17 protein-coding genes and 1 tRNA gene are annotated in these 20020 nt (G+C 70.2%); 4 read left to right on the forward strand and 14 right to left on the reverse strand.

Annotation, left to right across the window (positions count from 1 at the left end; genetic code table 11):
• Window positions 1–35: 35 nt before the first annotated feature.
• The 6 genes from HNR16_RS11700 to gltX all read right to left on the reverse strand — a co-directional run bounded on the left by HNR16_RS11700 (window position 36) and on the right by gltX (window position 5230).
• Window positions 36–1001: an IS30 family transposase gene (locus tag HNR16_RS11700; protein WP_420850448.1), complete on the reverse strand. Its 966-nt coding sequence runs from the start codon at window positions 999–1001 to the stop codon at window positions 36–38.
• Window positions 905–2053, reverse strand: a complete 1149-nt coding sequence (locus tag HNR16_RS11705) for a site-specific integrase (RefSeq protein WP_338109166.1) — start codon at window positions 2051–2053, stop codon at window positions 905–907. The genes HNR16_RS11700 and HNR16_RS11705 overlap by 97 nt, the downstream gene beginning before the upstream one ends.
• A gap of 31 nt (window positions 2054–2084) precedes the next feature.
• Window positions 2085–2285 carry a helix-turn-helix domain-containing protein gene (locus tag HNR16_RS11710; protein ID WP_158042114.1) on the reverse strand — a complete coding sequence of 67 codons (201 nt, stop codon included), beginning with the start codon at window positions 2283–2285 and terminating at the stop codon, window positions 2085–2087.
• Between the two features lie 190 nt (window positions 2286–2475).
• Window positions 2476–2547: transfer RNA gene (locus HNR16_RS11715), tRNA-Gln, on the reverse strand.
• 38 nt (window positions 2548–2585) lie between these two features.
• A complete protein-coding gene (locus HNR16_RS11720) occupies window positions 2586–3719 on the reverse strand; it encodes an NAD(P)/FAD-dependent oxidoreductase (RefSeq protein ID WP_158042113.1) in 1134 nt (377 codons plus the stop codon).
• The gene (gene gltX, locus HNR16_RS11725) at window positions 3719–5230 is read right to left on the reverse strand and encodes a glutamate--tRNA ligase (RefSeq protein ID WP_158042112.1); all 1512 of its coding nucleotides are present in this window, start codon (window positions 5228–5230) and stop codon (window positions 3719–3721) included. The genes HNR16_RS11720 and gltX overlap by 1 nt, the downstream gene beginning before the upstream one ends.
• A 311-nt stretch (window positions 5231–5541) precedes the next feature.
• Here gltX and HNR16_RS11730 point away from each other — a divergent pair, with 311 nt between their 5' ends.
• Entirely contained in the window at window positions 5542–7020 is a 1479-nt protein-coding gene (locus HNR16_RS11730) for an APC family permease (protein WP_158042111.1), read from the forward strand.
• Between the two features lies 1 nt (window position 7021).
• On the opposite strand, the gene HNR16_RS11735 is transcribed toward HNR16_RS11730, so the two are convergent.
• Together HNR16_RS11735 and HNR16_RS11740 are read right to left on the reverse strand one after the other, a co-directional pair.
• Window positions 7022–7507 (reverse strand): bleomycin resistance protein, encoded by a 486-nt coding sequence (locus tag HNR16_RS11735; RefSeq protein ID WP_158042110.1) that lies wholly within the window; start codon window positions 7505–7507, stop codon window positions 7022–7024.
• Window positions 7504–8274, reverse strand: coding sequence for a fumarylacetoacetate hydrolase family protein (locus tag HNR16_RS11740; protein WP_158042109.1), 771 nt, complete (start codon window positions 8272–8274; stop codon window positions 7504–7506). Before HNR16_RS11740 ends, HNR16_RS11735 begins: the two co-directional genes overlap by 4 nt.
• A 317-nt stretch (window positions 8275–8591) precedes the next feature.
• Between HNR16_RS11740 and HNR16_RS17890 the strand changes: the two genes are divergently transcribed.
• Window positions 8592–8903 (forward strand): hypothetical protein, encoded by a 312-nt coding sequence (locus HNR16_RS17890; RefSeq protein WP_218868440.1) that lies wholly within the window; start codon window positions 8592–8594, stop codon window positions 8901–8903.
• Window positions 8904–8920: 17 nt separating this feature from the next.
• Here the strand turns inward: HNR16_RS17890 and HNR16_RS11750 are convergent, their stop codons facing one another.
• The 4 genes from HNR16_RS11750 to HNR16_RS11765 form a co-directional block, all read right to left on the reverse strand.
• A complete protein-coding gene (locus tag HNR16_RS11750) occupies window positions 8921–10063 on the reverse strand; it encodes an aminotransferase class V-fold PLP-dependent enzyme (RefSeq protein ID WP_158042108.1) in 1143 nt (380 codons plus the stop codon).
• 54 nt (window positions 10064–10117) lie between these two features.
• Entirely contained in the window at window positions 10118–11716 is a 1599-nt protein-coding gene (locus HNR16_RS11755; RefSeq protein ID WP_158042107.1) for an APC family permease, read from the reverse strand.
• A 231-nt stretch (window positions 11717–11947) separates the two neighbouring features.
• A complete protein-coding gene (locus tag HNR16_RS11760; RefSeq protein WP_158042106.1) occupies window positions 11948–12886 on the reverse strand; it encodes a universal stress protein in 939 nt (312 codons plus the stop codon).
• On the reverse strand, window positions 12879–14252 hold the full coding sequence (locus HNR16_RS11765; RefSeq protein ID WP_158042105.1) for a flavin monoamine oxidase family protein: 1374 nt from the start codon (window positions 14250–14252) through the stop codon (window positions 12879–12881). The genes HNR16_RS11760 and HNR16_RS11765 overlap by 8 nt, the downstream gene beginning before the upstream one ends.
• Window positions 14253–14413: 161 nt before the next feature.
• Between HNR16_RS11765 and HNR16_RS11770 the strand changes: the two genes are divergently transcribed.
• Entirely contained in the window at window positions 14414–15163 is a 750-nt protein-coding gene (locus tag HNR16_RS11770; protein ID WP_158042104.1) for a TetR/AcrR family transcriptional regulator, read from the forward strand.
• Window positions 15164–15250: 87 nt separating this feature from the next.
• Here the strand turns inward: HNR16_RS11770 and gabT are convergent, their stop codons facing one another.
• Window positions 15251–16606: a 4-aminobutyrate--2-oxoglutarate transaminase gene (gabT, locus tag HNR16_RS11775; RefSeq protein WP_158042103.1), complete on the reverse strand. Its 1356-nt coding sequence runs from the start codon at window positions 16604–16606 to the stop codon at window positions 15251–15253.
• Window positions 16607–16805: 199 nt separating this feature from the next.
• Here gabT and HNR16_RS11780 point away from each other — a divergent pair, with 199 nt between their 5' ends.
• Window positions 16806–18239: a PucR family transcriptional regulator gene (locus HNR16_RS11780; protein ID WP_179558228.1), complete on the forward strand. Its 1434-nt coding sequence runs from the start codon at window positions 16806–16808 to the stop codon at window positions 18237–18239.
• A 52-nt stretch (window positions 18240–18291) separates the two neighbouring features.
• On the opposite strand, the gene HNR16_RS11785 is transcribed toward HNR16_RS11780, so the two are convergent.
• The gene (locus tag HNR16_RS11785; RefSeq protein ID WP_225738000.1) at window positions 18292–19992 is read right to left on the reverse strand and encodes an MFS transporter; all 1701 of its coding nucleotides are present in this window, start codon (window positions 19990–19992) and stop codon (window positions 18292–18294) included.
• Window positions 19993–20020 lie beyond the last annotated feature (28 nt).

A 20020-nucleotide genomic window follows, 5' to 3' on the forward strand; every position in this document is an offset into this window, starting at 1 on the left:
TTATCGTCGATGAACGAGCGCAGTAGACGGCGATGTCAAGGCGTGGAAGCAACATGGGGCTCGCCGGCCAGTAGTCGAGCGAATGCTTCGGTCGGTGTCAGGAAGCCGAGCCGGCGGCGGGGCCGGTTGTTGATCTCCTCGGCGATCGTGGTCAGGTAGGGCTGGTGGTCGGGTATCGCCGTGCCTTTGGGCAGGTACTCGCGGTAGAGCCGGTTGGTGTTCTCGTTGCTGGGTCGCTGCCAGGGCGAGTGGGGGTCGGCGAAGTAGACCGGCATGTTCGTGGCCAAGGTGACCTTCGCGTGGTGGGCCATCTCGCTGCCCTGGTCCCACGCGAGTGACGCCTTCATCATCTGGGGCAGCTCGTTGAAATACTCGATGACCGCGTCCGCGGTGCCCTCGGCGTGCTTGGAGGGCAGAGCCAGCAGCCCGGTGAAACCACTCATCCGCTCCACCAGTGTCGCCGCGCAGGAGGCACCGTTCTTCCCGATGATCAGGTCCCCCTCCCAGTGGCCTGGCACCCGGCGCTCGGCGGCGTCCTCGCCCCGTTCTGAGAGCGGGACCATCCCGATGATCGGCCCGCCCCGGGACCGGCCCGTAGTGCGGGGCCTGCGCTTGGTGCGCTTGGACTGCAGAAAGATCCCGCGCCGGGCCAGTTCCCCGCGCGGGATCGCGTAGATGTACTGGTAGATCGCTTCACCAGAGACGGTGCGGCCCTGCGCATCAGGAGAGTTCGCCATACGGCCAACAGTCGGGTCTGTTGCCTCCAGGCGCAAGCGGCCCGCGATCTCGTTCGGCGTCCACGATGCGGCTAGGTCAGCATTCACCCGCGCCTGCAGCACCGGATCCGCCGCGACCTTCCGCTGCTGCGGACGGGCCCGGCGACGCTGCGCGGCCACGTCTGCGGTCACGGCCTGGTAGCCGCGGGTCTTCGTCGCGTTCCGACGCAGCTCCCTGGAGACCACTGACGGGCAACGCCCCAGGTGACGGGCAATCTTCCGCACACCCCAACCCGCCTTCGACGCCGTGGAGATCTCCGACCTGTCACTGAACGACAACCCCACCCGCGACATCCACACACTCCATCGATCAGACCCCCGCCGAACAGGAGTGTTGCTTCGACGCTATGACACCACCGACGCTCGTAGTTCGACACGCTCATCGGCTTGCCGGTCTTCGTCGGGAACAGCAGCGCCTCCGGTCCTTTCTCCGCAAGCGCGAGTCGGCGTCGCACCGCGTCGGCCGCAAGAGCAGGGAGGGCGACGCGACGACGTTGGCGGGTGCGCTTCGGGGCGTTCTTCCGCTGGACGCCCTGCACCTTGTTCTGGATCACGGTGCCGTCGATCAGGATCGTCGGCGGGGCGGTGGTCATGTCCACGTCGCAGCGACGCAGGCCGATGCACTCCCCCACGCGGGCGGAGGTGCCGAGCATGATGTCCATGCCGTCCACGAGCGCCCGCCAGTTCGGGCGCGGCCCCATGCCCTCCGTCTCTCGCCACCGGGTCATGAGATCGCGGATCGCCTCGATCTGCTGCGGAGTGAGCATCGAGGTCTTCTTCTCCGGCGTCGGCAGTCGGGTGACGTCGCGCACCGGGTTGGTCGGGATCGCGTCGTCGCGCACGGCGAACCCGCAGATGAGCGACAGCACCGAGCGGGCCTTCCGCGCCGACGACACGCCCCGGTCGGCGAGGAGATTCTGGATGATCCGGTCGCAGCGGCCGACCGTGAGCGCCTCCAGCGTGACGCCGCCACAGACGGGGACGAGCGTGAGACGGACAGTGGTCGCGTAGTTCTCATACGTCGACCACGACAGCGTGCCGTTCTCGGCGCGCACCCTCACCGTCGGCAGCCACGCCTCCGCCGCCTCCTGGATGGTCGATGCGGCGGTGACGATGGCCTTGGTATGCGTGGTCAGCGTCTTCGCGCGTGACAACAGCGCCTCGCGAGCATCCGCCTCGGTCGCGGCTTCGGCGCGGAGCTGCACCAGCTCGCCGGCGTCGTCGCGCATCCGGGCGCGTGCCCGCCACTTCCCGTTCGCGAGCTGGGTCACCTGCACTTGACCGACCTCGCCCGCGGCGATCTTCGGCCTAGCCATGACGCTGCTCCCGCGCCCAGGCGAGTACGTCGTCACGGTCGTACTTGACGTGTCGGCCGAGCTTCAGCCATGGCGGCCCCGACTTCGTGAGCAGCCAGCCTTCAAGCGTGCGCTCGGGCACCCCCAGCAGAACGGCGATCTCGGCCTGGGTCAGGAACGCGGGCTCGACCTCGATGCGTGCATGAGCTTCCATGCCAGACAGGTGCGGAGCGCGTACCCACGCGAACGAGCGGGGCCGAGTGCGTACCTCATCAGCAGAGATGAGGGCGAGACGCACATCAAAAGGGTTTCTGGTCACCAATTTGGTCACCAGACGCCTGATCGCGCCATACGACGGAGTGAGGAGGGAGCCAGACTTCCTAGAGAACTCTAGCGATTCGTTGCTGGGGTACCTGGACTCGAACCAAGAACAACTGAACCAGAATCAGCCGTGTTGCCAATTACACCATACCCCACCGGCCGTTGCCGACTCAGCGAGCTTACCGGAGCGCGCTCACGAGCGCAAAACGGCGTCGGTCACGGCGTGGCTCGGCACCTCGGGGATGCCGAGCAGGTCGAGGTTCACCGCGATCGCGGCCTTCGCGCCCTCCCCCGCCACGATGATGAGCATCTTCGGGCCCGGCGCGGTCAGCTCACCGACCGCGTACACGCCGGGCACGCTCGTGCGACCGTCCGCGTCGATGCGCACGAACCCCTCGGGTGTGCGCTCCAGGTCGAGCCCGGCGGCGAATCCGAGGCCCGACTCGAACGTCGGCTCGACGAACGCCCGCTCGAACGGCACCACGTCGCCACCCTCGAGCTGCACGCCCGTGAGGCCCGAGCGATCGCCCACGACGTCCTCCACGAGGCGCCGATCGACCGTGATGCCACGGTCGCGCAAGCGTCCGGCGACCACCTCGTCGACCTGCCGCTCCGTCGCGAACACCGTGAGATCGTCGGTGAAGCGCGTGAGCGTCGCCGCCCGTGCCGCGAGGCGTCGCGCGGTCGGTCCACCGAAGGCTGCGATGCGCCGTCCGCGCGCGTTCCAGCCGTCGCACGCGACGCACGAGTGGATCGTCGTGCCGTAGAACGCCCGCAGGTTCGGCAGCTCCGGCAGCCGCTCCGCGATGCCCGTCGCGAGCACCACCGCCCGCGTCCGGACGCGCCTCGCGGGGCTCCCCCGCACGCCGGCCGCCTCGACGACGAAACCGTCCGTCGACCAGGCGCCGAACGGGACGTCCGAAACGGCATCGGACGCACCGGACTCGGCACCGGACCGGCCGACGGCACCGGACGCACCGGATCGGCCGGCATCACCGGACCGGCCCTCGGCACCGTCCCCGTCACGGCCCGCGGGCGTGATCGACGTGACGCGCGCGAACTGGAACTCGGCGTTCTCGTACGCCGTCACGTCCTCGCGCCCGAGTCGGCGCAGCTCGCTCGGCGCGACGTTGTCGCGCGTCAGGAAGCCGTGCGCCTCGAGCGTCGCCGAATGGCGCGGCCGGTTCGCGTCGAGCACGAGCACGCGCCACTCGAACCGCGCGAGCAGGAGCGCGGCCTGCAGCCCGGCGGGGCCACCACCGACCACGACCACGTCGTACTCGGTGCCGAGCCCCGCGTCCGCCCCGTCGGCCGCGCCCGCGGCCATCAGCCGAGCGTCCCGCGCAGCCGCTCCAGGCGGCGCAGGGTCTCCTCGCGCCCGAGCAGCTCCATCGACTCGAACAGCGGCGGCGACACGCGCCGCCCCGACACCGCAACCCGCAGCGGACCGAACGCGACCCGCGGCTTGAGCCCGAGCCCGTCGATGAGCGCGACGCGCAGCTCCTGCTCGATGCGCGCCGTCGTCCACTCGTCGAGATCCGAGAGCGCCCCGGTCGCCGCGTCGAGCACCTCGCCCGCATCGCCCTTGAGCGTCTTGCGCGCGTCGTCCTCGATCTCGAGCGCGTCGGCGGTCGTGAACAGGAACCCGAGCATGCCCGGCGCCTCACCGAGCAGCTGCATGCGCTCCTGCACGAGCGGCGCCGCCGCCGCGAGCAGCTCGAGCTGCGCCGCACTCGGCTCGTCACCGAGCACGCCTCCGTGCTGCAGGTACGGCACGAGCCGGCCCGCGAAGTCGTCGGGCGCGAGCAGGCGGATGTGCCCGCCGTTGATCGCCTCGGCCTTCTTCAGGTCGAAGCGCGCGGGGTTCGGGTTCACGTCGGCGACGTCGAACGCGGCGACGAGCTCGTCGAGCGAGAACACGTCGCGGTCGGGACCGATCGACCAGCCGAGCAGCGACAGGTAGTTCAGCAGCCCCTCGGGGATGAAACCGCGGTCGCGGTGCAGGAAGAGGTTCGACTCCGGGTCCCGCTTCGAGAGCTTCTTGTTGCCCTCGCCCATGACGTACGGGAGGTGCCCGAAGCGTGGCGTGAACGACGCGACGCCGATGTCGACGAGGGCCTGGTAGAGCGCGATCTGCCGCGGCGTCGACGACAGCAGGTCCTCACCGCGCAGCACGTGCGTGATGTTCATGAGCGCGTCGTCGACGGGGTTCACGAGCGTGTAGAGGGGCTTGCCACCGGGGCGCACGACGACGAAGTCCGGGAACGAGCCCGCCTTGAACGTGATCTCGCCGCGCACGAGGTCGTCGAACGACAGGTCCTCGTCGGGCACGCGCAGGCGCAGCGCGGGCTCGCGGCCCTCGGCCCGGAACGCCGCCCGCTGCTCGTCGCTCAGCTCGCGGTCGGCGTTGTCGTAGCCCATCTTCGGGTCGCGCCCCGCGGCCACGTTGCGGGCCTCGATCTCCTCCGCCGTCGAGTACGACTCGTAGAGGTGACCCGCCTCGACGAGCCGCCGGATGACGTCGTCGTAGATCTCACCGCGCTGCGACTGCCGGTACGGCCCGTCGGCGCCGCCCGCGTCGATGCCCTCGTCCCAATCGAGCCCGAGCCACCGCAGCGCTTCGAGGATCTGCTCGTAGCTCTCCTCGGAATCGCGCTGCGCATCGGTGTCCTCGATGCGGAACACGAAGGTACCGCCCGTGTGCCGGGCGTAGGCCCAGTTGAAGAGGGCCGTGCGGATGAGGCCGACGTGCGGCGTCCCCGTCGGCGACGGGCAGAAACGGACTCGGATATCGCTCCCGGTGGCCGTGGTGACCGGGGCAAGGGATGAGGCAGACATACTGCCTCGATCCTACCCGCGCGGGGCCGCGGACGGCGGGGCGCATCGGCTCGGCTCCCGCGCGGGTACGCGGGAGCACCCGTGGGTGAGGAGCGCATCATCGCTGCCGAGCGTCGGCTCCCGCGCGGGTACGCGGGAGCACCCGGCCGAACGCGACATCTCCGAACGAGATGCAGCCGTGCTCGTGCACCGCGCGCCCGCGCCGCTATGCTCCCGAGCACGGGCCGAGCCTCGGCGCGAACCTCTCGCAACACAGGAGTTGCGCGGGCGGCGTCCGCCGTCCCGCCTCCGACTCGTCAGAAGGAACCACCATGGCGGAATCCTCGACCGGAATGTTCTCCCGGTCCGGCTCGCTCCGACGCAACCTCGGCCTCTGGGCCATCGTCGGCCTCGGCCTCGGCTACATGACCCCCACTGTCGTGTTCGACACGTTCGGCATCGTGTCCGAACTCACCGCCGGCGCGGTGCCCGCCGCGTACGCCGTCGCGCTCATCGTCATGGTCTTCACGGCCATCAGCTACGGCAAGATCGCGGGTGCCATCCCCTCCGCCGGCTCGGCGTACACGTACGTGCGCGAGTCGATGCACCCGAACCTCGGCTTCATGGTCGGCTGGACCTCGCTCATCGACTACCTCCTGCTGCCGATGGTGAACTGCCTCATCATCCGCCTCTACCTCGAGCAGGTGTTCCCCGAAGTGCCGAGCTGGATCTGGGTCGTGGCGTACTGCATCGTCGTGACCTCGATCATCTACTTCTCGATGCGTGGCACCTCGAACATCAACATGATCCTGCTCGTGTTCTCGATCGTCATCATGATCGTGTTCGTCGTCATGGTCGTCGCGCAGCTGCAGCGCGGTGAGGGCACGGGCCAGGTCGCCTCGATCGAGCCGTTCTTCCACGACACCATGACGTGGAGCGCCGTGCTCATGGGCGCCACCGTCGTCTGCTTCTCGTTCATCGGCTTCGACGCGATCACGATGTACGCCGAGGAGGCGAAGTCGCCGAAGATCATGCCGAAGGCGATCCTCCTCACCGTGCTCATCGGTGGCGCGATCTTCGTCATCGCGGGCTACTTCACGCAGCTCCGCTTCCCGACGAACGAGGAGTTCGGCGAGTTCACCGACGACCCGCTGCCGCAGATCGGCCTCATCGTCGGCGGCCCCGTCTTCCAGGCGATCTTCGTCGCCGCCGGCTTCAGCGCGACGCTCGCGTCGGGCCTCGCCTCGCACGCGTCCGTCTCGCGCATGCTCCTCGTGATGGGCCGCAACAACGTCATCCCGAAGCGCGTGTTCGGTTACATCAACCCGAAGACGCACACGCCCACGTTCAACATCGTGCTCGTCGGTGTCGTGTCGCTCCTCGCGATGGAGTTCTCGCTCGAACTCATCTCGGCGTTCATCAACTACGGCGCACTCATCGCGTTCACGTTCGTGAACCTGTCGGTCATCGCGTGGTTCGCGATCCGCCAGGGCCGCCGGAAGACGCCGAAGGACATCTTCAACTTCATCGTCATGCCGGGCCTCGGCACGCTCCTCACCGTCCTGTTGTGGGTGAACCTGCACGCCGACGCGCTCATCGGTGGCGCGATCTGGACCGTGCTCGGCTTCGTGTACCTGCTGTTCATCACGAAGGGCTTCCGCAAGAAGGTCGCCGCGTTCGACGAGAACCAGCCCGTCACGGGCTTCAACAAGGTGCCGCCGGAGGAGCTCGCCGCGGTCGACGCCGACGGACGCGCGTTCGAGCACCCCTCGGCGGACGGCACGCCCGAGAAGCCCGAGTCGACGAACTAGCTCACACCCCGCCGTCGACGGCGGTTCGCCGCCCGAGTGATTCCTGGAATCGGATGAGGTACCCGTCGGGGTCCGTCACGAGAAATTGACGGACCCCGGCGTCAGTGCCCGGCCCGACGCGGTACCACGTCGTCTCGGGTGCCATGAAGAGGGCGTGGTCCGCTCGCTCGAGGGCGACGACGATCGGATCGAGGCTCCGCACGCCGATCTGGACGTTGATACCGCGCCCGAGCGGCCGCTCGAGCGGCCCGGTGATCCAGTTCCGGCCGATGCCCGCCTGCTCGATCATGATGTGAGCCGAGCCGAGCGTGAGATACGCGAACCCCTCCTCCGGGCGCTCGTAGTCGATCCGGAATCCGCACAGATCGCACCAGAACGCGAGGCTCGTCGATCTGTCGCCCACGAGCAACTCGGGAACCAGCGCGGGAACCGACGGCGATGCGTTCGACCGTTCATCGTGTCGGTCCCGCGGCTCGCGCTCGCTCATCGCTCGACGACGGGGTTCTCCAGCACGCCGATGCCCTCGATCTCGCACGTCACGACATCTCCCGCACGCAGCGGGCCGACGCCGGCGGGTGTGCCCGTGAGCAGCAGGTCGCCGGGCAGGAGCGTGAACACGCTCGACGCGTACTCGACGAGCGTGCCGATCGAGCGCTCGAGCTGGTTGAGATCGCCCGATTGGCGCAGCTCGCCGTTCACGCGGCAGGTCACGGCACCGGACGTCGGCGTGAACTCCGTCTCGATCCACGGGCCGACGGGGCAGAACGAGTCGAAGCCCTTCGCACGTGACCACTGCCCGTCCCGGCGCTGCAGATCGCGCGCCGTCACGTCGTTCGAGACGGTGTAGCCGAAGATCACCTGCGCAGCGTCCTCACGCGGCACGTTGCGGGCGATGCTGCCGATGACGACCGCGAGCTCGACCTCGTGCTCGACCTGCTCCGATTGCACGGGCAGCGTGATGGGGTGGCCGGGCCCGATGACCGAGGTGTTCGGCTTGAGGAACATGAGCGGCTCGTCCGGCACCTCGTTGCCGAACTCGCGCGCGTGCTCCGCATAGTTGCGGCCGAACGCGACGACCTTCGAGCGCGGGATGACGGGCGCGAGCAATTGCACGTCGTCGACCGCGACGCGCTCCTCGAGCGTCTCGAAGCCGAGGTAGAGCGGATCGCCCGCGAGCTTCACGAACTCGCGCGTCTCCTCGTCGAGGATGCCGAACGTCAACTGGCCCTGGTGCTCGAAGCGCGCGATCTTCATGCCGCGATCCTACGACCGCGCACGCAGGGGCGGCGACGCGGCCCGCGATACCGTGCCGTGTGCGCTCCGCCACCGGTCACGACGCCGCCGCGACCGCCCGGTACGACGACCGCATCCGGGTCGTGGGGGCCTCGACGAACAATCGTCACGCTCCACATCCCGAAGAAGGCGCTCACCGTCGTCACGGGCGTCTCCGGCTCCGGCAAGTCGTCGCCCGTGCTCGACACGATCGCCGCCGAAGCTCAACGCCTGATGATCGATTCGTTCCCCTGATTCGTGCGCAGCCGCCCGCCGCATCCACCCCCGGGAGCGCATTCGTGGCACGGCCCCACGTTCACGGCTCCATCGAGCAGCGCCGCTTCGCCGGTAGCGCGCGGTCGACCGTCGCGACCGCGTGTGACATCGTCCCGCTCGTCCGCCTCGTGTTCGCGCGCATCGGTGAGCCGTCGGCCGGTTACTCGCCCGCCTGCTCGTTCAATGATCCGAGCAGCATGCGCCGGCGCTGCGAAGGACTCGGAACGGTCGTCGACATCGGCCCGGACGCGGGCCACGTCGGCCAGCTCGTGTTCCCGGGCATGCCCGCGAGCTCGTCCGGGACGAGTGGTCGAGAACGGGCCGCGCGCTCGTGACGGGGCAGTGGGAGCGCCTAGCCGGATGCGTCCCGCGCGTCCGTGAGCAGCTCCACGGCGCGCGTGATGTCGGCGGTGTCGTTGTAGACGTGCGGCGCGAATCGCAGGCCACCGCGCAGCGCACAACGCACACCCGACTCGAGCAGCCGTGCGTGCACCGCCGCGTCGTCGCCGCCGGTCGTCGCGACGACGATGCCCGAACGTCGAGCGGGATCGGCATCGCGGCGGGTTCGCACACCGATCGACTCGAGCGCGCCCGTGAGTTCGTCCGCCCGCTCGAGCACCGTTCGCTCGACACGCTCGCGCCCGAGTTCGAGCACGAGGCCGACCGCCTCCGCGAGCCCGGCGATGCCCGCGGCATTCTCCGTGCCGGATTCGAGGCGCCGCGCGTCGGCCGCGAAGTCCGGTTCGTGGTCGAACGCGAAGGGGTCCTCCACGCTGCGCCAGCCCGCGACCGAGGGGTGCAACCGCTCGAGCGCGCGGGGCGAGACGTGGACGAACCCGATGCCTGCCGGACCGAGTATCCACTTGTGCGCGGCGACCGCGAGCACGTCGATCCCGGCGGCATCGGCATCGACTCGCACGGCTCCCACGGCTTGCGTGCCGTCCACGACGACGAGTGCCTCGTGTCGCCGACACACCTCCGCCACACGGGCGAGATCGTAGCGATGACCCGACGTGTACTGCACCGCGCTCAACGAGACGACGCGGGTCCGGCGATCGACGAGTGTGGCGAGCTCGTCGAGATCGGCGTGGCCGTCACGCATCGGTGCTTCACGCAGCTCGACGCCCCACCGGCGCAATACCTGCCACGGATACGCGTTGGACGGGAACTCGCCCGCCGGGACGACGACGTTGTCGCCGTCACGCCAGTCGAGGCCCCCCGTCACGAGTGCCAGGCCGGTGCTCGTGTTCTGCGTGAACGCGATCCCCTCGGCACGGCCCCCGACGAGCTCGGCGAGCAGTCCGCGAGTGCGCGCGATCGTCGCGAGCCAGCCGGGCTTCGCGGCGCCCACGAGGCGCATGTGTCCGTCGACGACCGCCGCGACCGCCGCGGCGGTGCGCGTCGACACGATGCCCACGGACGCCGCATCGAGGTAGGCACAGTCCCGCGTCCCCGGGAACAGTGAACGGACGTCGGTGGGCTCCGGTGTCGGCACGAGGATCCTCGCTCTCTGCGGTTGTGGCTCCCCGCACCATACGCCCGAGCCGACTCAGTCCTCGAGCACCTCGATCGGCTTCTCGGTCGAGTCGCCCACCGTGAGCGTCTGGCCACGGAAGAACGCGGGGTTGCGCACGGCCTGCACGATCATGATGACGACACCGAGCAACAGCACGCCGATCCCGAGCACGAACACGAGCCCGATGCCGTCCTGCGCGACGCCCTCCGCGTCGTAGCTCGTCGCGAAGATCGCCGACCCCGATCCGTAGCTCGGGCTCCACGAGTCGATGGCCGTCTTGACGAAGAGCGCGAGCAGGATGAGACCACCGAGGAGCGGGAACACGAGGCGGAAGAAGATCGCGCGCGTCGACTCGAACAGCTGCTTGCGGAAGAACCACACGCACGCGAGCCCCGTCACGCCGTAGTAGAAGCACACCATGAGCCCGAGCGCCGTGATCGTGTCCCACAGCGCGTTCTCCGAGAGGATGCGCATGACGACGTAGAACCCGATCGCCGCGCCCGCCGACCACACGGTCGCGACGGCGGGCGACTTGAAGCGGGGGCTGATGCGCCCGAAGCTCGGCGGCAGCGCACCGTAGTGCCCCATCGCGAGCAGCGTGCGCGACGGCGACACCATCGTGGACTGCAGCGAGGCGGCCGAGCTCGAGAGGATCGCGATCGACATGAGCACCGCGAACGGCCCCATGATCGGCGACGACAGCACGGCGAAGATGCTCTCCTGGTTGGCGGGGTTGCCGACCGACAGTTCCCCGTCGACGCTCACGCCCGCGTACGCGATGACGACGACCGTGATGACGATGTAGATGATGACGATCGCGAGGATCGTGAGCATCGCCGCGCGGCCGGGTGTCTTGTTCGGGTCCTTCGCCTCCTCGTTCATCGTGATGACCGTGTCCCAGCCCCAGAACATGAAGATCGAGAGGCTGAGCCCCGCGACGACGAGCGACAGGTCACCGACCGCGAACGGGTTGAACCACGACGGCTCGACGGGCGTGTAGTCGAACGCGTTGCCGGTGTTGATCTGCACGATGCCGGCCACGACGAACCAGCCGAGCGCGAGCACCTGGAACGCGACGAGCACGTACTGCACGATCTTCGTCGCCTCGACACCGCGGTACGAGATCCACGCGGCGACGGCGACGAACAGCGCCGTGATCGGGATGTTGATCCACAGCTCACGCGTGAGGTCGGCGAGCGTCGGGTCGCCGAACACCTGCGCGAGCAGGATGAACAGGAAGTCGACCGCGACGGCCGCGAGGTTCGAGAGCACGAGGATCGTCGCGGTCACGAGCCCCCAGCCGCCCATCCAGCCGATCCACGGCCCGAACGCGCGCGTCGCCCACGTGAAGGTCGTACCGGAGTCGGGCATCGCCGAGTTCAGTTCGCGGTACCCGAACACGACGAGGAGCATCGGGATGAACCCGACGAGGAGGATCGCGGGCGTCTGCACGCCCACCTCCGACACGGTCGGGCCGATGCCCGACGTGAGCGTGTAGGCGGGTGCGATGCACGAGACGCCGATGACGGCGCCCGCGAACGCCCCCACCTTCCCGGCGCTCAGGCCCTTCGAGCTGAGCCCGCCGGCACCGTGCGTGGTGGGCGCGGCCGGCTCTGGCGTGGATGCGGTCATCGGGTTCTCTTTCCCTAGGTGCGGCCTCGCGTGGCTCCCGTGGGGCGGATCGTCGTCGATCTCGCTCGTGGGGGCTCGTGGCGGCCCGGATCAGGATGCGGCCGTTCGGCCGCGAGGGCTGCACCAACGGCGTCCGGAGACGGTGGCCGGGGATGCGTGCCGGGAACGGTCGGGGTCGACCGCGGGTGAACGGGAGCGGTGCCGGGCGGGATGGTTCCCGCCCGGCACCGTTCAGGCCTCGAGCGTGCGGACCACGCCCGTGTCGGGGTCGATGTCGCGTGGGATGACGACGACCGGCACGGGCAGGCGCCGCAGGATGCGCAGCGCCCTGTTGCCGACGAAGATGCGCGGACCGTTCGCGAGGCGGCTCGAGCCGATGAGCGCGAGGTCGCCCTCCCGCCAGTCGATGCCCTCGATCGCGTCCTCGAAGGACTCGCCCTCGATGACCTCGATCGTCGCGCGCCCCGAGGCGAGCAGGTCCTTCGACGCCGTCGCGAGTCGTTCGCCCGCGAAGTCGCGCACCGATTGCGTGACCTCGCGCACCTCGGACGGCGCGGCGCGATCGACCTGCACGAGCGAGAGGAGCCGGACGGGCACGTCACGCACGATCGCCCGCTCGATGGAGCGACCGATGAGCTCGGCGGCACCGGGCCGCGTGCCGTAGATGCACGTGATCCGACGGACGGGCCCGGCCTCGGCGAAACCGGCTGGCGCGAGTGCCACCGGCACGGTGGAGGCGTGCAGGAGCGTGTTCGCGACGGTACCGATCGTGAAGCGACGCAGGATCGCACTCGCCTGGGCACCGATCACGATGCGGTTCGCGCCGTGCTCCTCCGCGGCCTCCATGAGGCCGTGCGCCTCCGACTCCGCGAAGCGCTGCTCCACGACGACGTCGATGCCGGCGGGAACGAGCGCCCGCGCCTCCTCGCCCCACGCCTCGAGCTGCTCGAGCACGATCGGGTCGCTCGCAGGATTGCGCGGGTAGGCCCCGTAGGCGGTCGGCTCGGGCGTGACCATCGTGATGATGATCTCGGTCGACGTGCCCTCGGCGAGGAACGCGGCGAGCGCGACGGCGTCGTGGCCACGCTTGTCGGCGATGTAGCCGACGACGATGCGCTCGGGCCGCCCCGACCCGGACGCCGTCGCGGCGCCCGCCGCCGACTCAGGCATCGAGGATCCGCTGGGCCGTCGCCTGACCGATGCGCACCGCACCGTCCACGTGCTGGTAGCCCTCGGCCGCGATGTCCGACGAGGCGAAGAAGATCGGGCCGACGGGCTCGTTCTGCAGGGCACCCCAGCGGTGCAGGCCACCGAGGTCGTAGCTCGTGGCGTACGCGCCGCGCGTCCACTCCTCGTTGCCCCAGTCGCTCAGGTAGAGCACCTGCACGTCGCGCGCCTTCTCGCCGAGGTAGGCCGCGAGCTCCGAGAGGATCGCCTCGCGGCGGTCCTCCTCCGACATCGCCCAGATGCGCTCGGCCTTCTCGTCCGAGATGAAGCCGACGAGCGTCCCGCGGGTGTCGCCGTGGTTCGTGTTGTCGTAGACCTCCTGGATGATGCGGCTCGCGCCGAAGCAGGACGCCGACAGCCCGTCCTCCCGCCAGAACGGCGTCCCGTAGACGGCGTGCACCTTGATGACGAGGCCCATCGAGATGTGCTGGTGCACGACGTGCTGCATGCGGGGCAGCGGCGGCTCGTAGGAGATGCGCGAGTAGAGGTTCGGCGGCACGGCGACGATCGCGTGCTTCGCGTTCGCGACCATCGAGTCCGTGCGGGCGGTCACGTCGGCCGCGGCACCGGGGCCGTTGTCGCTCCACTCGAGGAAGCGCACGGGGTTGTTCAGGAAGACGACGTCGTCACCGAGCTCCTCGGCCACCTGGACCGACACGGACTGCATGCCGCCGACGACGCGCTCGTCGAGGATGAAGTCCTCGTCGATGAGGTTCGAGAACGAGCCGGCCGAGGCGGCCATGAGGATCGCCTGGAGCGCCGAGAACGCGTAGGCGGGCTTCGTGAGCATGCCACCCGCGATGTAGAGGGCGATGTTGTTCACGGCCTCGTCGTCGTCGGCGATCGAGTGCAGCCAGTCGTGGAACGAGATCGTGTCGAGCTCGGCGGCGCGCGGGTGCGCCCACGGCTCGGTGGGGCCGATCTCGGCGGCGAGCTTGTCGAGCTCGGCGATCATCGTGTCCATCGCGGCGCTCGTCTCGGCCGAGACGGGGAACTCGTCGTCGCCCGAGTAGACGTGCCGCTCGCCGGCCTGGTCGATGTAGACCGAGGCACCCTCGCGGTAGCGCTGGAACGTCTCCTTGCCGAGCTCGGCGACGAGGGCCTTGAGCGCGGTCTGGTCGGGCGAGATCCACTGCCCGCCGATCTCGATGAACGCCCCGTCGATCGTGTCCGACCAGGTGCGGCCGCCGACGCGGTCACGGGCTTCGAGGACGGCGACCGACTTCCCGGCCGCCACGAGGCGACGTGCGGCGTTGAGCCCGGACGGGCCGGCTCCGATGATGACGACGTCGCGATCGATGGTCTGCATGAACGGTCTCGCTTTCTCGTTCTCGCTGCCGGGCGGCGGTGCGCGGCAACCGAAATAAATCAGATTAATTTACGCTAACCCGCTCGGTGCCCGCACGCAAGTACCGTGGGATGGGAGAATGCCTGTTCCACGCTCGACACCCGTCGACGGAGAGGAGCGCGATGGCGACGGAGCCGTACCGCCCCGTGGGACGCCCGACCACGCGGGTACTGAGCCCGCGCCGGATCACCGACGCGGCCATGCGGATCGTCACGCAGGAGGGCATCGGCGCGCTCACGATGACGCGCCTCGCGTCGAGCCTGCGCGTGACGCCCGCCGCGCTCTACAACCACGCCGCATCCAAGCGCGACATCCTGCTGTGGGTGCAGGACCGCGTCATGGGCAGCATCGACGTCGCGCCCCTCGACGAGGGCCCCTGGTTCGAGGGGATCGTCGCGTGGGCCGTGAGCTACCGCGAGACCATGAGCCGCTACTCGTCCCTCATCGCACCGATCGCCGTCATGCCGATCGCCGGTGCCCCCGACACGACGCGCATGTACGAGCGCGTGACGCTCGCGCTCGAACGCGGCGGCTGGCCGCGACGCACGATCGTCCCGACGATCGTCGCGATCGAGTCGTTCGTGTACGGCTCCGCGTACGACACGAGGGCACCCGCCGACATCTTCGACGACGCGGGCGACGCCCCGGCGTTCGCGAGCGCTGTGGCCGCGAACGCCGAGGCGTACGGGCGCACCGCGCTCGCGGACGTGGCGTTCGAGGTCGGGCTCGAGGCGCTCGTCACGGGGCTCGCTCGGCGCGCGGGCGTCCCGCTCGCGCACGAGCCCGCGCCCCCGGGGAGCCGGGCCGTCGGACGCATCGCCGGGGTGCAGGTCAGTTCGGACACCGACGACCACGATCGCGTCGCCGGCTGACCGCCCGAACGAGTTCGACGCCCCGGTGCACGCGGAATTCGCACCGGGACGTCGAAGTTCGGGCCGGCCGTGGCCGGTCGCGCGGGACTAGCCCTGCGCGCGCACGAGGCGCTCGATGACGTCGAGCACCTCCGAGAACAGCTCGTCAGTGATGACGAGCGGGGGCAGCAGTCGGATGACGTTGCCGTACGTGCCGCACGAGAGGAGGACGACGCCCTCCGCGAGCGCGGCCGAGGTGATCGTCTTGACGGCGGCGGCGTTCGGGGTCTTCGTCGTCGCGCCCGTGCCGGGCTCGACGAACTCGATCGCGAGCATGCCGCCGCGGCCGCGCAGCTCACCGATGATGCCGTTCTCGCCGAGCTCGTCCTTGAGGGCACCGAGCCGTTCGAAGAACGTCGCCTCGAGCGCCTTCGCGCGGTCGAGGAGCCCCTCCTCCGCCATGACCTCGATCGCGGCGAGCGATGCGGCGCACGACACGGGGTTACCGGCGTAGGTGCCACCGAGTCCACCGATGTGCACGCTGTCGAGGATCTCGGCGCGACCGACGACGGCCGAGAGCGGCATGCCCGCGCCGACGCCCTTCGCGATCGTCACGAGGTCGGGGACGATGCCCTCGTGGTCCGAGCCGAACCACTCGCCCGTGCGGGCCATACCGGCCTGGACCTCGTCGACGATGAAGACGATGCCGTTGTCCGTCGCGTACTGCTGCAGCGCGGGCAGGAAGCCGTCGGCCGGGACGATGAAGCCGCCCTCGCCCTGGATGGGCTCGATGAGGATCGCGGCCACGTTCTTGCCACCGACCTGCGCCTCGATCTGCGCGATCGCGCGCGCCGCGGCGTCCGCGCCGGTGAAGCCCTCGGGGTCGCGGTAGGGGTAGCTCGGGGCGACGCGGTACACCTCGGGGGCGAACGGGCCGAAGCCATCCTTGTAGGGCATGCTCTTCGCGGTGAGCCCCATGGTGAGGTTCGTGCGGCCGTGGAACGCGTGGTCGAACACGACGACGGCGTCGCGGCCCGTCGCGTGACGGGCGATCTTCACGGCGTTCTCGACGGCCTCGGCGCCCGAGTTGACGAGCATGGCCTTCTTGGGGTGGTCGCCCGGGGTGAGCTCGACGAGCTTCTCGGCGACGGCGACGTAGCCCTCGTAGGGCGTGATGCCGAACGCGGTGTGCGTGAAGTGCTTCGCGGCCTCCTGCACGGCCGCGACGACCTTCGGGTGCGAGGCACCGACGGTCGTGACGGCGATTCCGGCCCCGACGTCGATGAACTGGTTGCCGTCCACGTCGCGGATGATGGCGCCGTCGACGTCCGCGGCGTAGACGGGAAGCGACGACGCCGTCGCCTTCACGACCACCGCGTCGCGTCGCTCCTGCAGCTCCTTCGACCGGGGGCCGGGGAAGCCGGCCGAGACGTCGCGACACTGTTCGAGGCGGAACTCGCTCATGTGGAAACCTTTCTCACGCGATACCGGGTGGGCCCGGCGGGATGTCGGCACACGGCGCAGTGTCTCCGGTCGCATCGGCACGGCTGCACCGCCGTCGCCCCAAGCCTACGCCTGCACGTTCTGGTGGAACATGGTTACACGCACTTTCGGGGCACGGCATCGTGTGCGCACGCACAGGCGATCCCCTACACTCACGATCATGACGGCCACCGTTTCGACCCTCCTCGCCGTCCGCGGACTCGGCCTCCGGCTCGCGAGCGGCTCGGGCGACGCGCTCCACCGGCCGCTCCAGTGGGGCACGTCGACCGAGTTGCAGGATCCCCACCCGTTCCTCACGGGTGACGAGATCGTGCTCACGACGGGCATGCGGCTGCGCTCCGCGCGCGCGTGCCGCGCGTTCGTCGCGTCGGTCGTCGACGTCGGCTCAGCCGCGATCGGCTTCGGCACGGGTTTCACGCACGAGCGGGTTCCGGACGCGATCGTCGCGGCCGCCGCGGACGCGGGGATCCCCGTCATCGAGGTCCCCTACGCCACGCCGTTCGCGGCGATCACGCGCTACATCGGCGAGGCCCGGTCGCAGGAGCAGTTCGCCGAGCTCGAGACCCTGCACCGCCAGCACCAGCAGCTCGTGTCGACCCTGCTCGGCGACGCCGGACTCCCGGGCCTCGTCGAGCGACTCGCGGCGCTCACGCGCGCACACGTCGCGGTGACGCGGTTCGGCGAGGTGCTCGGCGGCACCCTCGATGTCGACGACGACCGCGTCACCGGGTGGGACGCGATGCCCGTGTCGGTGAGCGCCTCGACCCAGGCGACCCTCCACGTGTCCCGCCCGCGGCGCAACGAGGCACTCCTCGGCTACGCCCGCTCGCTCATCGGCCTCCAGCTCAGCCAGGAGGGCCGACGCATGCGCGATGCACGCGACGCGGCCGGCCAGGTGCTCACCGACCTCATCCGCGGACGGTTCGAGGTCGACGAGGTCGAGCTCCGGCTCGGCTCGCTCGGCCTCGCGCCGGGCGGACGCACGCGACTGCTCGTGGTCGAGTCGCGCGGAGCGCGCGCGAGCGAACTCCCGCGGCTCCCGCTCCCGTCGAGGCTCGGCCAGGCACCGTCGGCGATGGTCGAGGACCGCCTCGTCGTGCTCCTGCCCGCCCGCGATCCCGCGCGCCCGGCCGCGGAGGCGATCGTCGCGCTCGCGCGCGCGGCCGGTCTCGCCGTTCGGGTGGGGATCGGCGACGCGTACCCCGTCTCGGCGAGCCTGCGCTGGAGCTACTTCGAGGCCCTCGACGGCCTGCAGCACCCCGACACGGAGGTCGCCGAGGCGTCGCGCCTGTCGATCTCGGCGCTCCTGCTCGCGAGCCGCGACGTGCCCGTGCGGGAACTCGCGGACGAGGCCCTCGCGCCGCTCGAACGCCACGACACGGAGCACGGTTCGGCGCTCGTCGCGACGCTCGACTCGTACCTGCAGACCTCCGGCGCGATCACCGAGGTCGCCGCGGCGCTCGGTACGCACCGCAACACGATCCGGTACCGGCTCGATCAGATCGCGGCGCTCACGGGCCTCGACCCGCGCGTGACGGGCGATGTCGTCCAGCTCTGGCTCGCGCGGGCCGCGCGTCGCGTCACCTCGGGCTGAACTCGGGGCGCGGCCAGCGCGGCGGACGTGCGTGCACGACCGGCGGTCGTCGTCACGCCACCGCGGAGTCGTTCGACGGCCCGACGACGACGAGCTGCCCCGCCCCGGCGTCCGCGAGCGCGGTCGTGAGACTGCCGTCGACGATTCGCGCGAGCGCACCGCCCGTCGATCGCCCCACGACGACGCAGCGCGCCTCGACGTCGGCCGCGTGCAGCGCGAGCGACCGGCCCGCTGCCGCGTGGTCGCCGACGCTCTCGAGCACGACACCGCTCGCGGTCACGTCCGTCCCGTCGATCCTCGCGAGCTGCGCCTCGACGACGACGCGTGCCTCGTCGCGCGTCTCGGGGCTGATCGCGAGCTCCTCGACGACATCGGTCTCCCGCACGTGCACGATCTCGAGCGGCGCCCCGTCGCGGCGCGCGATCGACGACGCCGCGTCGACGACCGACGCGGCCGCCGCACTCCCGTCGATCGCGACGACGACGGGGCGGACGGGTGCGACGGCGGCGCCGACGAGTTCGAGCGCACCGTGCCCCGCCTCGGCGCCCGTCGCCGCGGGTTCGACATCGGCCTCACGGTCCTCCGCAGCGGCGAGGAGCCGATGTCCCGAGGCAAGCACCGGGATGGCGATCACGAACGCGGCGGCACCGACGACGAACGCGATCGCGGGCCCCGACGCATCGGCGATGACCCCGGCGATCCACGGCGCGAGCCCGCCGCCGATGAACCGGACGAACCCGTAGGCCGAGGAGGCGACGGAACGCTCGACGGGCGAGACGAGCATGACGGCCTGCGTCATGAACGTGTTGTTGACGCCGATGCACGCCCCGGACGCGATGACGGCCGTGATGACGACGGCGGAGGTGTCGACGCCGATCGCGATGGCCGCCATGACGACCGCGAGGCACGCGAGGTTCGCGTAGAGCACGGGCACGGTGCCGAAGCGACGCTGGAGGCGCGGCGCGACGACGACCGCGAAGAGCGCGACGAGCAGGCCCCAGCCGGTGAACACGAGGCCGAGCCGGAGCGCATCGAGGTGCATGGGGTACGGCGCGTAGCCGAGCATCGTGAAGAAGCCCCAGTTGTAGAGCAGCGCGACGATCCCCATCGTGAGGAGGCCGCGGTGGCCGAGCGCGCGCAGCGGTGCCGCGAGCGACACCTTCTCGACCGGGGCCGGGGTGCGCGGGACGAACAGGAGCGTCGCGACGAGCGCGATGCCCATGAGCACGGCGACGCCGAAGAACGGACCACGCCAGCTGAGGTGACCGAGCAGTCCGCCGAGCAGCGGGCCGGCCGCGATGCCGATCCCGAGCGCGGCCTCGTAGAGGATGATCGCGCCCGAGAAGCCGCCGCTCGCCGAGGCGACGATGACCGCGAGGCTCGTCGCGATGAACAGGGCGTTCCCGAGCCCCCAGCCGCCACGGAAGAGCACGATCCCGTCGACGGATCCCGCCGAGCCGGCGAGCGCCGCGAACACGACGATGATCGCGAGGCCGAGCGCGAGCGTCCACTTCGAGCCGATGCGGCTCGAGACCCAGCCGACACCGAGCATCGCGACGGCCGTGACGACGAGGTAGCTCGTGAACAGCAGCGAGATCTGCGAGGGCGACGCCCCGAGCTGTTCGGACATCGACGGCAGGATCGGATCGACGAGGCCGATCCCCATGAAGGAGATGACGCACGCGAACGCGACGGCCCACACGGCCTTCGGCTGTCGACGCAGGTCGGGGGTACTGCCGTGCGAACTGCTCACGGACGGATTCCTCTCACTCGGTGATGTG

This window comes from Pseudoclavibacter chungangensis, assembly GCF_013410545.1.
GTDB lineage: Bacteria > Actinomycetota > Actinomycetes > Actinomycetales > Microbacteriaceae > Pseudoclavibacter > Pseudoclavibacter chungangensis.

Bases quoted from the DNA above. Each gene is read 5' to 3' on its own strand.
- HNR16_RS11710 (WP_158042114.1), bottom strand. From the start codon at position 2,285: ATGGAAGCTCATGCACGCATCGAGGTCGAGCCCGCGTTCCTGACCCAG.
- HNR16_RS11720 (WP_158042113.1), bottom strand. From the start codon at position 3,719: ATGGCCGCGGGCGCGGCCGACGGGGCGGACGCGGGGCTCGGCACCGAG.
- gltX (WP_158042112.1), bottom strand. From the start codon at position 5,230: ATGTCTGCCTCATCCCTTGCCCCGGTCACCACGGCCACCGGGAGCGAT.
- HNR16_RS11730 (WP_158042111.1), top strand. From the start codon at position 5,542: ATGGCGGAATCCTCGACCGGAATGTTCTCCCGGTCCGGCTCGCTCCGA.
- HNR16_RS11735 (WP_158042110.1), bottom strand. From the start codon at position 7,507: ATGAGCGAGCGCGAGCCGCGGGACCGACACGATGAACGGTCGAACGCA.
- HNR16_RS11740 (WP_158042109.1), bottom strand. From the start codon at position 8,274: ATGAAGATCGCGCGCTTCGAGCACCAGGGCCAGTTGACGTTCGGCATC.
- HNR16_RS11755 (WP_158042107.1), bottom strand. From the start codon at position 11,716: ATGACCGCATCCACGCCAGAGCCGGCCGCGCCCACCACGCACGGTGCC.
- HNR16_RS11760 (WP_158042106.1), bottom strand. From the start codon at position 12,886: ATGCCTGAGTCGGCGGCGGGCGCCGCGACGGCGTCCGGGTCGGGGCGG.
- HNR16_RS11765 (WP_158042105.1), bottom strand. From the start codon at position 14,252: ATGCAGACCATCGATCGCGACGTCGTCATCATCGGAGCCGGCCCGTCC.
- HNR16_RS11770 (WP_158042104.1), top strand. From the start codon at position 14,414: ATGGCGACGGAGCCGTACCGCCCCGTGGGACGCCCGACCACGCGGGTA.
- gabT (WP_158042103.1), bottom strand. From the start codon at position 16,606: ATGAGCGAGTTCCGCCTCGAACAGTGTCGCGACGTCTCGGCCGGCTTC.
- HNR16_RS11780 (WP_179558228.1), top strand. From the start codon at position 16,806: ATGACGGCCACCGTTTCGACCCTCCTCGCCGTCCGCGGACTCGGCCTC.